The sequence below is a fragment of the Tenacibaculum aestuariivivum genome, from assembly GCF_964507685.1.
GTDB classification, from domain to species: Bacteria; Bacteroidota; Bacteroidia; order Flavobacteriales; family Flavobacteriaceae; genus Polaribacter; species Polaribacter aestuariivivum.
This window is the reverse complement of the sequence record NZ_OZ208414.1, coordinates 1,627,241-1,642,465: the sequence shown is the minus strand read 5'-3', so window position 1 is coordinate 1,642,465 and position 15,225 is coordinate 1,627,241. Positions and strand designations below refer to the sequence as shown.

Annotated in this window: 13 protein-coding genes and 1 tRNA gene; 7 read left to right on the top strand and 7 right to left on the bottom strand. The window is 28.1% G+C overall.

Annotated elements, in window-relative coordinates:
* Window positions 1-70 precede the first annotated feature (70 nt).
* The gene (locus ACN5J4_RS07240) at window positions 71-484 is read right to left on the bottom strand and encodes a VOC family protein (protein ID WP_418649345.1); all 414 of its coding nucleotides are present in this window, start codon (window positions 482-484) and stop codon (window positions 71-73) included.
* An 80-nt stretch (window positions 485-564) separates the two neighbouring features.
* Complete coding sequence (locus tag ACN5J4_RS07235) at window positions 565-1,065, bottom strand: mechanosensitive ion channel domain-containing protein (RefSeq protein WP_418649344.1); 501 nt, start codon at window positions 1,063-1,065, stop codon at window positions 565-567.
* Window positions 1,066-1,137: 72 nt separating this feature from the next.
* On the opposite strand from ACN5J4_RS07235, the gene ACN5J4_RS07230 reads away from it, so the two are divergent.
* Window positions 1,138-1,968, top strand: coding sequence for a universal stress protein (locus ACN5J4_RS07230; protein WP_418649343.1), 831 nt, complete (start codon window positions 1,138-1,140; stop codon window positions 1,966-1,968).
* Between the two features lie 102 nt (window positions 1,969-2,070).
* On the opposite strand, the gene ACN5J4_RS07225 is transcribed toward ACN5J4_RS07230, so the two are convergent.
* Window positions 2,071-2,152 (bottom strand) — tRNA-Leu (locus tag ACN5J4_RS07225).
* Window positions 2,153-2,278: 126 nt separating this feature from the next.
* Here ACN5J4_RS07225 and ACN5J4_RS07220 point away from each other — a divergent pair.
* The 3 genes from ACN5J4_RS07220 (at window position 2,279) to pth (ending at window position 4,504) form a co-directional block, all read left to right on the top strand.
* Entirely contained in the window at window positions 2,279-3,220 is a 942-nt protein-coding gene (locus ACN5J4_RS07220; RefSeq protein ID WP_418649342.1) for a ribose-phosphate pyrophosphokinase, read from the top strand.
* Between the two features lie 25 nt (window positions 3,221-3,245).
* Complete coding sequence (locus tag ACN5J4_RS07215) at window positions 3,246-3,827, top strand: 50S ribosomal protein L25/general stress protein Ctc (RefSeq protein ID WP_418649341.1); 582 nt, start codon at window positions 3,246-3,248, stop codon at window positions 3,825-3,827.
* A 110-nt stretch (window positions 3,828-3,937) separates the two neighbouring features.
* Window positions 3,938-4,504 carry an aminoacyl-tRNA hydrolase gene (gene pth, locus ACN5J4_RS07210; RefSeq protein ID WP_418649340.1) on the top strand — a complete coding sequence of 189 codons (567 nt, stop codon included), beginning with the start codon at window positions 3,938-3,940 and terminating at the stop codon, window positions 4,502-4,504.
* Window positions 4,505-4,722: 218 nt separating this feature from the next.
* On the opposite strand, the gene ACN5J4_RS07205 is transcribed toward pth, so the two are convergent.
* The 4 genes from ACN5J4_RS07205 to mutS all read right to left on the bottom strand — a co-directional run bounded on the left by ACN5J4_RS07205 (window position 4,723) and on the right by mutS (window position 10,244).
* Window positions 4,723-5,172: a 6-pyruvoyl trahydropterin synthase family protein gene (locus ACN5J4_RS07205; protein WP_418649339.1), complete on the bottom strand. Its 450-nt coding sequence runs from the start codon at window positions 5,170-5,172 to the stop codon at window positions 4,723-4,725.
* Window positions 5,173-5,455: 283 nt separating this feature from the next.
* On the bottom strand, window positions 5,456-6,223 hold the full coding sequence (locus tag ACN5J4_RS07200) for an enoyl-CoA hydratase/isomerase family protein (RefSeq protein WP_418649338.1): 768 nt from the start codon (window positions 6,221-6,223) through the stop codon (window positions 5,456-5,458).
* A gap of 23 nt (window positions 6,224-6,246) precedes the next feature.
* Entirely contained in the window at window positions 6,247-7,581 is a 1,335-nt protein-coding gene (locus ACN5J4_RS07195) for an MATE family efflux transporter (RefSeq protein ID WP_418649337.1), read from the bottom strand.
* 89 nt (window positions 7,582-7,670) lie between these two features.
* Window positions 7,671-10,244: a DNA mismatch repair protein MutS gene (mutS, locus tag ACN5J4_RS07190; protein WP_418649336.1), complete on the bottom strand. Its 2,574-nt coding sequence runs from the start codon at window positions 10,242-10,244 to the stop codon at window positions 7,671-7,673.
* A 100-nt stretch (window positions 10,245-10,344) separates the two neighbouring features.
* On the opposite strand from mutS, the gene ACN5J4_RS07185 reads away from it, so the two are divergent.
* The 3 genes from ACN5J4_RS07185 to ACN5J4_RS07175 all read left to right on the top strand — a co-directional run bounded on the left by ACN5J4_RS07185 (window position 10,345) and on the right by ACN5J4_RS07175 (window position 13,699).
* Window positions 10,345-10,872 carry an RNA methyltransferase gene (locus ACN5J4_RS07185; RefSeq protein ID WP_418649335.1) on the top strand — a complete coding sequence of 176 codons (528 nt, stop codon included), beginning with the start codon at window positions 10,345-10,347 and terminating at the stop codon, window positions 10,870-10,872.
* A gap of 309 nt (window positions 10,873-11,181) precedes the next feature.
* Entirely contained in the window at window positions 11,182-13,029 is a 1,848-nt protein-coding gene (locus tag ACN5J4_RS07180; RefSeq protein WP_418649334.1) for a tetratricopeptide repeat protein, read from the top strand.
* Window positions 13,022-13,699, top strand: a complete 678-nt coding sequence (locus tag ACN5J4_RS07175; RefSeq protein ID WP_418649333.1) for a response regulator — start codon at window positions 13,022-13,024, stop codon at window positions 13,697-13,699. Before ACN5J4_RS07180 ends, ACN5J4_RS07175 begins: the two co-directional genes overlap by 8 nt.
* Window positions 13,700-15,225: the final 1,526 nt, after the last annotated feature.

Here is a 15,225-nt window from a genome sequence, read left to right as displayed (position 1 = left end):
ATTTTGTTTAATATAAGGGTTAATTTAATAATTATTAGCATATTTTTTTAAACTATAAAATGGATTTGGGTTACATCATAAACATACCGTCTTCTTCTATAAAGGTTTTGAATTCTATTGTATAACCATTAGGGTCTTTTACAAAAAAAGAAACATGTTCTCCATTTTTATCTTTTAAAAATGTTTTTGTTATTATAGTTTCTGATGACCAATGATTAACTCGATCCTGCATTTTTTCCCAATCATCAGCTGCTAAAACAACTCCAAAATGAAAAGATGGTAAAACATCTTTTTCAAAAACATAATTAGGGCATTCAAATTTAAATTTCTCTACCAAAACGTATGTTAACTGGTTGTTAAATAAGTTTACGTCTAACCAGTTATTTGTTTCTCTTCCGCAATTAAGACCTAAATCTTCTGTATAAAATCTTTTAGTTTCCTTAATATCTATGCAAGGAAGTGATAAATGAAATATAGATGTCATATTTACTAAACTTAAAACTATTTGTATTATTTTTTTAAATGTACTGCTTATTTAACTAAATAAATAAAAAATAGCTATACTTATTTTTGTATCAACTCTATGCTTTTATACAAAATAACGGTAGTAGGTATTGTTATTTTTCTGTTCCCTTCGGGTATGTATAATAACACATAAAACCCTGTAATACTTTTAATTTCTCCAGTTAAATCGTACTCTTTATCTATAATTTTTATTGTATCACCAATTCTTATAGGATGATAAAAAAATAAAATTACACTAGCCGTTAAATTTGATAATATAGACCATTGTGCAAAAAAACCAACTCCTAAAACCGCCAAAATAGAAGAAGCGAAAACACCTATTTGCTTAAACTCTATACCTAAAATTAAAAGGAATAAAAAAAAAGCAAAAACATAATAAACTAAATAAAAAAGATTTAATATTATTTTTCTTCTATGAGGTTCAATAGCATTTTTAATGATATAACTTTTAATGATTTTTTTAGTAAAGAAAACTAAAAGATATACAGATATTATTAATATTAAAAGAAGTATATATTTATTTAGAAATAAATTATTCATTATTATTTTTATTGCAAAATTATGTTTTTATTTGATTTTTATTATTAAAAATTTTCTTTAATAAACCTACTTATGAAAAATATTTTAATACCCTATGATTTTTCTGAAACAGCTATTAATGCTTTAAATTACACTAAAAAACTTTTTAAAGGAACTAATGTTTCTATTCATTTATTAGATGTATACATTACCGAAAAATCACATTTAGTAAGCGAGGAAAAAAGCGATAATTGGTATAATGAAATGGATAATGAGATAGAAGAAGAATCAAAATATTTATTAGATATTCTTACTAAAGAAGATACTACTTTTAAATATAATTTTATTATTGATTCAACTTCATTAACAAACGCTATAAAAAAAGTAGTTAGTGAAAAAAGTATAGACCTGATTATATCTGGAACTAAGGGAGCAAAAAGTTTAACAGAAACATTTATAGGTACTAATACTTTAAAAATAATTAACACCATTAATAATTGCCCTATATTGATAGTTCCTACAACATATAAATATAAATTTTTTGATAAAATAGTTTTTTCTACAAATTACAAAAGATCTTTTAAAAGAGATGAATTAAAAATACTACTACAATTAAGTATTTTGAAAAAATGCACTATTGAAATTGTTAATTATTCAGAAGAATATACATTAAACGACAAACAACGATCATACAAAGTACAGTTAAGAGAAATTTTTAAAAATTTAAGTGTTACGTATAAAAAATTAGATTGGAATGACTCTGAAACTAATACTTTAAAAAGTCATTTAGAAAAAACGGCTTGTGAATTATTTTCTTTAATAAATCATAAAAACAATTTTTTTAATAGTCTTTTAGAAGAAAATGTTGTTAAAAAAGCTGCCTTTCATAGTAAAGTTCCTTTTATAATTTTACCTGAATTATAAAAGTGCTATATTAAGCAACAACGTATAATAAATTGTATTTTCACATTACAATAAAAAAACTCCTAACTTTTAAAAGTTAGGAGTTTTTTTATTGTAAATATGTACTCGAGGCGGGAATCGAACCCGCACTTCCGAAAAAACTGGATTTTGAATCCAGCGCGTCTACCAATTCCGCCACTCGAGCATTAGTAATTTAGAAACGCAAATTTATAAAAAATTTTAATTAAATTCATTTAAAATAACTTTTAAACTCTTAAAATAGTTTTACTTTTGCAGTAACAACAACACTAACTCTAATAAAAATTTATAAATGCCTATAGATCAATTAAGTCCAAAAATTTTTGCATGTTCTCAAAGTACTGAACTTGCTAAAGAAATTGCTAAAGAATATGGAATAGAGCTAGGGAATGTAAAAACAACGCATTTTAGCGATGGTGAATTTCAGCCAGCGTTTGAAGAATCTGTACGAGGAAGACGAGTATTTATTATTGGTTCTACATTTCCGTCTGCAGATAATTTAATGGAAATGCTATTAATGTGTGATGCTGCTAAACGCGCCTCTGCAAGACATATTACAGCTGTAATGCCTTATTTTGGATGGGCTCGTCAAGACAGAAAAGACAAACCTCGTGTAGCAATTGGTGCAAAACTAGTTGCTAAATTACTAGAATCAGCAGGAGCTACAAGAATTATGACTATGGATTTACATGCTGATCAAATTCAAGGGTTTTTCGAAAAACCAGTAGATCACTTATTTGCTTCTACAATTTTTCTTCCATATGTAAAAAGCCTACAATTAGATAACCTTACCATTGCGTCTCCTGATATGGGTGGATCAAAAAGAGCATACGCATATTCTAAATTTCTAGAAAGTGATGTGGTTATTTGTTATAAGCAACGACAAAAAGCAAATGTAATTTCTCATATGGAACTTATTGGCGAGGTAAAAGGTAAAAATGTAATTCTTGTAGATGATATGATTGACACAGGAGGTACACTTACCAAAGCTGCAGATTTAATGATGGAAAGAGGAGCTTTGAGCGTACGTGCTATATGTACACACCCTATACTTTCTGGTGATGCTTATGAAAGAATACAAAATTCTAAATTAACAGAATTAATTGTTTCAGATACAATTCCGTTAAAAAAGGCTGTATCTAAAATAAAAGTAGTAAATTGCGCATCTTTATTTGCTGATGTTATGCGCAAAGTTCACGAAAACATATCTATCAGTGATGAATTTTTAATGTAAATAAATTATAATAAATAAACAAGTAATGAAATCAATTACAATCAACGGATCAAAAAGAGAAAGCGTAGGTAAAAAAGCAACTAAAGCCTTACGTAATGCTGGAAAGGTTCCTTGCGTATTATACGGAGGAGACAAGCTTATACACTTTTCTGCAGAAGAAAAATCGTTTAAGCCATTAGTATTTACTCCAGATGTATTTACTGCTACGATTGAATTAGATGGTACAAAATTTAGTGCCGTTTTACAAGATATCCAATTTCACCCAGTAACAGATGCTATTTTACATGTAGATTTTTATCAAATTTTTGATGATAAAGAACTTACTATGGATATTCCTGTACATTTAGTAGGTGTAGCAAAAGGTATTATGTTAGGTGGAGCTTTACGTCACAACTTACGTAAATTAAAAGTAAAAGCATTACCAGCAAATTTACCTGACTTCATTGAAGCTAACATTACTGAATTAGCTATTGGTAGTAAATTATATGTTACTGAGTTAAGAAATGATAAATATACTTTATTGCACCCAGATAATACTGTAGTTGCTCAAGTACGTATGTCTCGTAATGCAGCTAAAGCAGCAGCAGAAACTGAAGCTGAAGCTTAAAAATTGTAGTAGAATAAAAGAAAAGCGTTACCGTTGTGTAACGCTTTTTTTTATTTTTGATTTTATATTTTTTATATTAAATACAATCAACAGATACAGATAAAAATCCGATGAAGAAATTTTTAATCGTAGGTTTAGGTAATATTGGAGAACAATACCACAATACACGTCATAATATAGGTTTTAAAATAGTAGATGCTTTTGTAAAAGATCATGATGCTAATTTTGAAACTGAAAAATTGGGTGACATTGCTAGGCTTAAAGTTAAAGGAAAAACAGTTATTGTTTTAAAACCAAGTACCTATATGAATTTAAGTGGAAAGGCAGTGATGTATTGGATGCAACAAGAAAACATTCAAGTTGAAAACTTGTTAATAATTACTGATGATTTAAATATTGATTTTGGTAAACTTCGTATTAAACCTAAGGGAAGTTCTGGCGGTCATAATGGACTAAAGGATATTCAGGAGAAATTTAATACTGGAGCCTACCCGCGTTTTCGTTTTGGTGTTGGTGCTGATTATGGTAGAGGTAGACAGGTAGATTATGTTTTAGGGCAATGGAGTAAAGATGAAGAGAGTGAAATGATTGAACGTATTCCTACTTCAATTAAAGCGGTTACCTCTTTTATTACAGCAGGTATGGCTAACACTATGAATGAATTTAACGGCAAATAAATATTATTTATACTAACAACATAGTAACTTCATAAAAATACTTAAGTGTAATTTTCTACAGAAAGTGAGCACAGAAAATAACCTATATTATTTTACTAAATTAATTATTAATAAAACAACACTCATTAGTCATTAAATGAAATTTTTATTAAATCATAATATAGCTAAAAAAACACCTTAATTATTAATTTTTTAGCTATATCATATAAATATTAAACCTAATTATCACCAGCAAACCACTCTGCAAAACTAGTATCTGTTTCTTGCAGTTTCATTGCATGTAGTTTGATGTTTTGAGGAAGTCTATGTTTAATTTTTTGTGCAAAATCAATAACCATCATTTCACTTGTTGGCTGATAATCTACTAAAATAACATGATGCCCTCTATCTTTTAACTCTTTGGCTAACTCAATATGTGGCGTATTTTGATTAAACACGGTTGCGTGATCAAAAACATCAACAATTTCTTCTTTAACAATTTTTTTAAGATCGCCAAAATCTATTACCATACCATACTTTACATTAGTTTTATCTGTAATTGGTTGTCCCATTACAGTTACAAAAAGCTTATAACTATGGCCGTGAACATTTTTACATTTTCCATCATAACCATACAATGCATGACCTGTTTCAAAGGTAAACTGTTTTGTAATTCTTATATTATTCACTATCTCTTAAATTTTTTGTTTGCTCTGTATTTATTGTAAAAGTACACAATTGCTACTCCTGCTGCTAAAATGGCAAATAAATAATCTCCACCCATAATTTTATTTTTTATTTGCCGAAAGTACGAATTTGTTTGACAACTTTTGTTAATATCCACACGAAACCTATTGAAAGTAATACTCCTACTAGTAAAAATAGTATTTGATTCTCGAGTATCCAGCTTGCAATTTCCTGTCCTGCTGTTTTATTTTGAATATTTTTTATATCTTGAAATAAAAACATTTTTTATTTTTTAAATTTTGATAATGCTTTTTTAGTTACTTCTGATAAAACTAACTTCCCTGATATTTCAGCATTTTCTATTAATAATTTTTGCCAATGTTCAGTACCAATCCACAAAGTTTTTTTGATTTCTGATAAAGCCACAGGATTGTAGTCAGCTAATTTTTCTGTAAAAAAACCTACTTCTTTGTCTAAATCATCAATAGATTCAAAAACACGAGCGTATAATCCTTTTTCTTTTGCCCAATAGGCATTTTTCCAACTCGTTGCATCTAAAGTTAATTCGGCTAAACCACTTACATTAATTTTACGGGTAACTGCAGGAGCAATAACAAAAGGACCAATTCCGATACTTAATTCTGATAATTTAATACTCGCATTTTCTGTTGCAAAAACATAATCACAAGCTGCTACTAAACCAACGCCTCCGCCAACAGTTTTACCTTGAACACGTCCAACAATTAATTTTGAACAACAACGCATCGCATTTATTACGTTCGCAAACCCTGAAAAAAACTGTTTACCAGCTTCTAAAGTATCAATAGCAACCAATTCATCAAAAGAAGCACCCGCACAAAAAGCTCTATTTCCTTCGGATTTTAAAACAATAATTGCTACTTCATCATTATTTGATAAGCTGTTAAATTCATTCGCTAAACGTGCTAATAATTCACTCGGAAATGAATTACTTGCAGGATGACCAAATTCAATAGTTGCTATTTTTTTATCAATATGGGTATATAAACTTCCGTTTTCTCTTGTTGTTGTCATTTTCAATTATTTTATTCTCAAATTTACTCATTTTGAGAGCGTGATAAAAAAGTATTTCTAAATTTAAGAATTAAAGGAACTGCACGTGCAATTATCCATGCATAAAAAGCAATCCAAATGGCATGCAATTTATAATCTAAGAAATCAAAAAATAATAAAACAGGAATAAAAATAACTGCTGTTGATATCAATAATAAATTTCGTAAATACTTCATTTCTCCCATTCCTTTAAACATTCCGTCATAAATAAAAGCGATAGCACAAATGGGTTGCATTATTAAAATAATCCAAAAGGTATTATAAAAATGTTCTAATACTGCTTGTTCTTGTGTAAAAATTCGTCCTATAAAATCATAAAAAATAAAACCGATAATTGCTAAAAACACCCCAAATACAAATCCATAAAGAAGCAGTTTATTTCCTAATTTAAGTAATGATTGATGTGCTTTTGCTCCTAATAATTTTCCTGATAAAATATTTCCTGCGGATGAATATCCATCAATCATAAAAGCACCCATTAGCCATATATTAAAGCCAATTGTGTAAGCTGCAATGTATTCTTTTCCATAAGAAACGGCATAAGAAGTTGCAAAATATAAAGCTAAATTCAAAGCAACGGTTCGCACAAATAAGTTTAACATCATATTAATAAACTTCGGAATTTCTTTATTAAAAGGAAGCTCAAATTTTAACGATATTTCTGTTTTAGTTATCAGTAAATACACAGAAATAAATGCCATAACTATTTGTGCAATTACACTTGCATAAGCAGCTCCTGAAATATTCATTGCAGGAATATATCCTTCAATTCCGTAAACAAAAACAACATCTAATACAATGTTTACAACCGTACCAATTATAGCAATTAACATCGGATACATGGTGTTTTGTAAACCTCTAAATGTTCCAAAAATAGCGATTACAAATAATGTAAACGGAAAACCAAAAACTCGTATTTTATAATATTCAATCGAATAATCTAAAATAGCATCTGAAGCATTATAAAACTGAAATATTTCTTTAGCAAACGGATACGTAACACCTAAAATAACCAAACTTGTTACTAAAATAATGGCGATAGCCTGGGCAGGTAAATTTTTTACTTCGGATAATTTATCAGCACCAATATATTGTGAAATAATTGACGAAATACTACTACGAGCTTGACCAAAAACCCAAATTAACATTGATAAAAAAGCACCAACAATTCCAATAGCCGCAATACTTTCGGTTGCATTATGATTGATATTTCCTACAATAGCTAAATCGGTAGTTGATAATAAAGGCTCGGCAACTCCTGCAATTAAAGCCGGAAAGGCCAATTTATTTATTCTTTTAAAACTAATATCTTGTGACATCTAACAACATAAAATGTTAGTTAGGTCGATCGGAGTCGAAACCTATAGTTAATAATAACTCGACTCCGATCGAGATAAGGGTACTAAAATTACTTTTTTATTAGCATTCGCTTAATTTCATTCAATTTCATTAAAGCTTCAATTGGCGTAAGCGTATCTATATTTGTTGCTAAAATTTCATCCCGAATATCTTCTAACAAAGGGTCATCTAATTGAAAGAAACTCATTTGCATGTCTTCTTTTTGCGAATCTTTTAAAACCTCTTTAACTTCTTTTTGAGTATTATTTTCTTCTAATTGTTTTAAAATTTTCTGAGCTCTATTAATTACCATAGCAGGCATTCCTGCTAATTTTGCTACATGAATACCAAAACTATGATTACTTCCTCCTGCTACTAATTTTCGTAAAAAAATAATACTGTCTTTTAATTCTTTTACCGATACATTAAAGTTTTTTATACGTTTAAAAGTGCTAGTCATTTCATTTAATTCATGATAATGCGTAGCAAATAACGTTTTTCCTTTTGATGGATGTTCATGTAAATATTCGGCAATAGCCCAAGCAATTGAAATACCATCATAAGTAGAAGTTCCACGACCAATTTCATCTAATAAAATCAAACTACGTTCAGATATGTTATTTAAAATAGAGGCAGTTTCATTCATTTCTACCATAAAAGTAGATTCTCCCATCGAAATATTATCACTTGCTCCTACTCTGGTAAAAATTTTATCTACCATACCAATTCTAGCACTTTTAGCAGGAATATAACTTCCCATTTGTGCTAATAAAACGATTAAAGCTGTTTGGCGTAAAATGGCAGATTTACCCGACATATTTGGTCCGGTAATCATAATAATTTGTTGCGTGTCTCTATTTAAAACTACATCATTAGCAATATATTCTTCGCCAATTGGAAGTTGTTTTTCGATTACAGGATGACGCCCATTTTTAATATCAATATCCGTACTATTATCCATTTTTGGACGTACATAATTATTATCTATTGCTAAGGTTGCAAATGATAATAATACATCTATTTTAGCAATATTTTGAGCATTTTCTTGTATCGGCTTAACAAAACCAATAATAAATTGAACCAATTTTGAAAAAAGTTCAGTTTCTATTTGTTGAATTTTTTCTTCTGCTCCTAAAATTTTTGTTTCGTATTCCTTTAGTTCTTCTGTAATATAACGCTCTGCATTTACAAGTGTTTGCTTACGAATCCATTCTTGAGGAACTTGATCTTTAAATTTGTTTCTAACTTCAATATAATACCCAAAAACGTTATTAAAAGCTATTTTTAAACTCGTAATACCTGTTCTTTCAGTTTCACGAGCCAACATCATATCTAAATATTCTTTTCCTGAATTAGAAATACTTCGCAACTCATCTAACTCATCAGAAACACCACTTGCAATAGCATTTCCTTTATTAATATTTACAGGAGCTTCTTCTAAAACAGTTTCAATAATCTTGGCAGTTAATAAATCACAATTATGTAATTGTTTTCCTATTTGATTAACTGTTTTATTTTTACTTTTTTCTGCAGATGATTTAATTGGAAGAATTGCTTTTAATGAGTTTTTTAATAAAATAACTTCACGAGGTGAAACCTTACCTGTGGCAACCTTTGATATTAATCGTTCAATATCCGAAATTTGTTTTAGTTGATACGTAACTGTTTGTAAAAATGCAGTATCTTCAATTAAAAACTGCACCAATTCATGACGCTCTTCAATTTGAGCTAAATCCTTTAAAGGTAAAGCTAACCAACGTTTTAATAAGCGTCCTCCCATAGGAGAAATTGTTTTATCAATCACATGTAACAAGGTGATAGAATTTACAGAGTTTCCACCGTATAACTCTAAATTTTTAACGGTAAAACGATCCATCCAAACATAATTATCTTCTGCAATTCTACTTATCGATTGAATATGTTCTATTTTATTATGTTGTGTTTCCGATAAATAATACATAGCTGCACCACCTGCAATAATACCTTGCCCTAGTTCTTCAACACCAAATCCTTTTAAATTTTTAACTTTAAAATGAGTACTTAATAATTCTTTTCCATATTCCTTTTGAAAAACCCAATCTTCTAAATAAAATGTATGAAAACGATTTGTAAATAATTCTAAAAATTGTTGTTTATATTTTTTTTCAACCAACACCTCGCTTGGTGAAAAATTTTGTAGTAATTTATCAATATACTCTTCATTTCCTTGAGCAATTAAAAACTCTCCTGTAGAAACATCTAAAAATGAAACACCTACTAATTTTTTTCCAAAATGTACGGCTGCTAAAAAATTGTTTGATTTTGATTGTAATACCTCGTCATTTAAAGCAACACCTGGTGTTACCAATTCTGTAACACCACGTTTTACAATTGTTTTAGTCATTTTAGGATCCTCTAATTGATCACATATTGCAACCCGTAAACCCGACTTTACCAACTTAGGCAAATACGTATTTAATGAATGATGTGGAAAACCAGCCAAAGCAGTTTCACTATCACTTCCAGCTCCTCTTTTGGTTAAAATAATTCCTAAAATCTGAGACGCTTTTACAGCATCTTCGCCAAAGGTTTCATAAAAATCTCCCACTCTAAATAGTAACATTGCATCCGGATATTTAACTTTAATTCCGTTATACTGTTTCATTAGTGGAGTTACCTTTTTTACCTTTGTTTTTGACAAGTTTTTAGATTTTTTAAATTAGTTTTGCGAAGATAAATATTCGCTTTTAAAGTTACCATTTTTTATGAGAAAACTAAAAAATAATGAGTTAGGAAGAATTACTGTTAACGAGTTTAAACAAACTAAAAAAACACCTATTATTGTAGTATTAGACAATATTAGAAGCTTAAATAATGTAGGGTCAGTTTTTAGAACTTCGGATGCTTTTTTAATTGAAAAAATATACCTTTGCGGCATTACTGCAACACCACCTAATAAAGAAATTCATAAAACAGCTTTAGGAGCTACCGAATCTGTTGCGTGGGAGCATGTTGAAAACACCATTAACTTAGTTAAAAAACTAAAAAAAGATAACATTACTGTTTTAGCCATAGAACAGGCTGAAAAAAGTATCATGTTAAATACATTTAACCCTAAACCTAACCAAAAATATGCAGTTATTATGGGTAATGAAGTAAAGGGTGTGCAACAAGAAGTAGTATCTGCAGCTGATTTTTGTATTGAAATTCCGCAATTAGGAACTAAACATTCTTTAAATATATCGGTAAGCTGTGGTATAGTACTTTGGGACTTACTAAATAAAACAAAATAGTAACGCTTACCCCTAAACAATACTTTCAAACAAAAAACTAACCGTTTATTTATTTAAAATTTACAATAATTTAACATCGTATTCACTAAAAAAGTATTAATTTAGTGGCGTCATAATAATTCCCCTCTGAAGTTATCAAAATTGAAAAAGCTTAAATTGAAAAAAAAAGAGAATGACAATAAATACCTATATACCCAATTCCGAAACTTTAGAAAACCTACAAGTAATAACAGTAATATATAAACAAGAATAAAATCATTTATTCTTTAAAATTAAAACAAAATCATCAGAAGATGATTTTATACTGTTATGAAATTATTATATTTTTTATTTCTATTTTCTATTATTACTAATGCCCAAAATAAGCCCATACCTTTTAATTATGAGCAAGATTCTGTTGTGTTTAAAAATACAATAAACAAAGCACTTTTTTTTTATAAAGAGAAAAAACTAGACTCTTTTAAAAAGTATAGTCTATTATCTTTGAAACAAAGTAAAAAGCCTATAAACTTACAAAAGGCACACAATTACCTAGCCACTTACTACAAGCTCAAAGAAATATCAGATAGTGCCTATTACCATTACAATGAGTCTAAAAATATTTTATTAGAACTTGGCGATAGTATCACCGCAGGAAAAAGACTCTATTACATTGCATTTATACAACTTAATCAAAATGACTTATTAGCTAGTGAAATTTCACATATTGAAGCCTTAAAAGCTCTTGAAAAAGAAAACTCAGAAAACTACAAACACCAAATTTACAATAACTTAGGAATAATATCTGATAAACAAGGTAATATAGAAGAAGCTTTAAAATACTATGATTTAAGTTTAGAAGAATTAAAAAAAGATTCTATTGAAAATATAGGCTTAGAGCTCAATGTTATTAACAACAAGGGGCTATTATATCAACGCTTAAAGCAGCACAAAAAAGCAATTACTTATTTTAATAAAGGATTAAATTTTGATAGTATTAAAAAAAAGCACCCAAGGCAATACGGCTTACTATTAGAAAATTTAGCTGTTAGTAATTATTACTTAAATAAAAAAAGAGCGGTTTTAAATCAATATCATGAAGTTTTAAAAATTAGAGAAGAACTATATGATATTAGTGACGCAAGTATTACTCATACAAACATTTCTTACTTTTATGAAGATTCTAAGCAATACAATAAAGCAAAATACCACTCAAAAAAAGCTTTAACTTACGCCAAGCAAGCTAGAAACTACAAAACCTGGTTAGAAGCCTTAAGAAGCCTTTCTGAATTAACCTCTGGAGAGCAATCAAAACAATATTTACAAGAATATATTAAGCTTAAAGATAGTTTATTTGAAAAAGATCGTAAATTAAAAAACCAGTTTGCAAAAATAAAGTACCAAACAAACAAAAAAGAAAAAGAAAATGTTATATTAAAAAGTGAAAACGAAAAAACAAAAATACAAGTAGCGTATCATAAACAACAACAAACTATTGGCTGGTTGGCAGCAGCTATTGGTTTATTATTATTTTTTATAAGTATCTTTTTTTTCTTCTACAGAAAAAAAAGAATACTATACCAAGCACAGCTTGAAAGAATAGATGCAAGATCGCACGAACGTAAACAAATTGCAAAATCTTTACACGATGAGGTTGCTGGTGATTTAGGTTTATTACATCAAAGGCTAAAAAAATCTAACCTACTATACGAAGCTGATAAATTAGAAACTATTAAAGAGAATGTACGAAATTTATCACATCAATTAAATAGTACTAGTTTTAGTAAAGTTTCTTTTAAAAACCAAATAATCAACTTAGTAAGTGATTATTACGAACTTAATTTTAAAATTACTGTTATTGGCCTACAGGAACACAATTGGAAAATTATTAACAACACAATTAAACGATTACTATATTTGTGCACTCGTGAAGCTATACAAAATTGCAAAAAATATGCGCAAGCTAAAAAAATAACCGTAACATTTAAAATAGATAAAAAATACGTGCTTTTAACAATTATAGATGATGGCATAGGTTTTGACACGAGTCTTAGCAGAAAAGGTGACGGCCTACAAAACCTCCAAGAACGTATTGAGGAATTAAATGGAATTTTTTATCTAGAAAGCAAAATAAGTAGTGGAACACAAATATCAATTAAAATCCCCCGAAATGCATAAAAAAACAAAAATACTTTTAGTTGATGATCATCAATTAATTCTAGAAGGTATGGTATCATATTTAAAAAATATTGACACCTTAGAAATAGTAACCGCCAACTCATGTGATCAAGCTTTTTTTAAAATAAAAACAGCTTTAAATACGTCACCTTTTCATATTGTTTTTACCGATTTAAGCTTTAATGAAAATAAAAAAAATAGTGTTTTAGATGGAGGAGAAGCATTAATTGCAGCAATTAAAAAAGAAAACATTGATATTAAAACCGCCGTTATTTCCGGCCATTCTGAAACCAATCGTGTTTTTAATGTTATTCATAACCTAAAACCTTGCGCTTTTATTTTAAAAGAAAGTTGTAATACAGATGAATTAACATTTGCTATTCAAAAAATTTTGAAAAATGAAGTATATTATACACACGAAATACATCAAAAGCTTTTAAAAAGAGCTTTAGTAAAAATTCAAATGGATGAAATTGCTATTCAAATTTTAAAAGAACTACCTAAACATCCTAAAATTGCCAACCTGGAAGGTGTTATAAAAAAATTAGACGGATCAACAGTTAAAGTAAGATCTATAGAAGGTAAATTATCAAAACTTCGTACTGATTTGCAAGCACAAAATAATACAGATTTGGTTATAAAAGCAAAAGAGCTTGGTATTATTGATTAATTTTTTTTACGTAAAAACACATTTTAAATTGCGGTAATCCCCTTTTTAAAATTGGCGACATTAAGTTACTTTGCACAAGTATGAGTAATACTCAATTTAGAGTAACTTTTAACAGAAAATTAAACCCTTCAGGTTCATACTGTAAAAATTTTTAAATTACAGTTAATATCTATTTTCTTTAAGAAAACACATGCTGTTTTTTTTTAAAATGGAATTAAAAAAAGCAAACCTTCTAGATACGTTTCTAGAAGGTTTTTTTACGTAAAAATTCACGGAAACACTCACTTTTTAACGCGGTAATCCCCTTTTTAAAACTAATTTTATTGTATAATTTTATCATGTAATTTAATATTGTTTTAGAGCAGTTACTAAAAAGAAAAAGTTAAATAACATTCGGACTCATGCTGAAATGTTGATTTACTATAACAAATAGTTAGATTTTTTTTTTATAAAAACACTCACTTTTTTTTCAGAAATTTCTTTTAAAATTAAAAGAACATTAGCCTTCTAGTACACCACTAGAAGGTTTTTTTGAAATACAAACACTTACGGTAAACCGCATTTTAAAATACGGAAACCCCCTTTTTTAAAACAACGGACTTAACTAATTTTGCAGTATAATTTAATATTGTTTTGGAGCAGTTACTAAGAAGAAAAAGTTTATTTACTATTTTAAAATAGTTACATTTTTTTTAAGAAAACACTCACTTTTTTTTTCAGAACCCTTTCTTAAAGCTAACACACTTTAGGAAAAGCTAACCTTCTAGAAAATTTCTAGAAGGTTTTTTACATTGAAAAAACTTACGGAAACATACACTTTTTAATGCGGAAATCCCCTTTTTAAAAGAAATAAACTAATATAAATTTGTAATGTTGGTTTGAATAAAAATTTGGGGAAATTTTTTAAAACAGTAAAAAATAAAACAGTAAAAAAAATGGGGGTTTTTTTACAAATATATAAGTATTGTTTACAAATCAATAAAAACCTTTTTGATAAATTATCAAAAAGGTTTTTTAATACACTACTTTTTAAATTACTATTTAATAATGGTAAAATATGTTATTACACTAAATCAAACTATAACAAGTTCTCACTGAGTAATAATTAACAAGGCTAAAAAATATTATTGCAACAAACATAGAAAGTAAGCTACACAATTTTTTATGAAAAAAACTGAATAAAACATAATACCGAAAAAGTTTTAAAAATATAGTTCTTAACACTCCATAAAAATACAAGAAACAAACATAAGTATTACAAATCAACGAGAAACTACTATTATTTGGAATAAAAAAGGTAAACCAACATTATAATACCATTGTTTCACAAAACAAACGAAGTGCTAGTATTTGTAAAACACTAAAAAAAAACTAGAAAATCATATCCTAAAAACTACAGGTCTATTTCAGTAACAAGAATAAACTGTATTTTAAATAATGTAGTCAGAGCAAAAACTACTACCTGTACCTAATATTTCTAACTCTATGTTACCTGAAATAAATCCATCATCTTTTCATTTTTGAAA

What these genes read in the sequence shown, in the direction of transcription:
- ACN5J4_RS07240 (WP_418649345.1), bottom strand. Translation starts at nt 484, where the DNA reads ATGACATCTATATTTCATTTATCACTTCCTTGCATAGATATTAAGGAA.
- ACN5J4_RS07235 (WP_418649344.1), bottom strand. Translation starts at nt 1,065, where the DNA reads ATGAATAATTTATTTCTAAATAAATATATACTTCTTTTAATATTAATA.
- ACN5J4_RS07230 (WP_418649343.1), top strand. Translation starts at nt 1,138, where the DNA reads ATGAAAAATATTTTAATACCCTATGATTTTTCTGAAACAGCTATTAAT.
- ACN5J4_RS07220 (WP_418649342.1), top strand. Translation starts at nt 2,279, where the DNA reads ATGCCTATAGATCAATTAAGTCCAAAAATTTTTGCATGTTCTCAAAGT.
- ACN5J4_RS07215 (WP_418649341.1), top strand. Translation starts at nt 3,246, where the DNA reads ATGAAATCAATTACAATCAACGGATCAAAAAGAGAAAGCGTAGGTAAA.
- pth (WP_418649340.1), top strand. Translation starts at nt 3,938, where the DNA reads ATGAAGAAATTTTTAATCGTAGGTTTAGGTAATATTGGAGAACAATAC.
- ACN5J4_RS07200 (WP_418649338.1), bottom strand. Translation starts at nt 6,223, where the DNA reads ATGACAACAACAAGAGAAAACGGAAGTTTATATACCCATATTGATAAA.
- ACN5J4_RS07195 (WP_418649337.1), bottom strand. Translation starts at nt 7,581, where the DNA reads ATGTCACAAGATATTAGTTTTAAAAGAATAAATAAATTGGCCTTTCCG.
- mutS (WP_418649336.1), bottom strand. Translation starts at nt 10,244, where the DNA reads ATGAAACAGTATAACGGAATTAAAGTTAAATATCCGGATGCAATGTTA.
- ACN5J4_RS07185 (WP_418649335.1), top strand. Translation starts at nt 10,345, where the DNA reads ATGAGAAAACTAAAAAATAATGAGTTAGGAAGAATTACTGTTAACGAG.
- ACN5J4_RS07180 (WP_418649334.1), top strand. Translation starts at nt 11,182, where the DNA reads ATGAAATTATTATATTTTTTATTTCTATTTTCTATTATTACTAATGCC.
- ACN5J4_RS07175 (WP_418649333.1), top strand. Translation starts at nt 13,022, where the DNA reads ATGCATAAAAAAACAAAAATACTTTTAGTTGATGATCATCAATTAATT.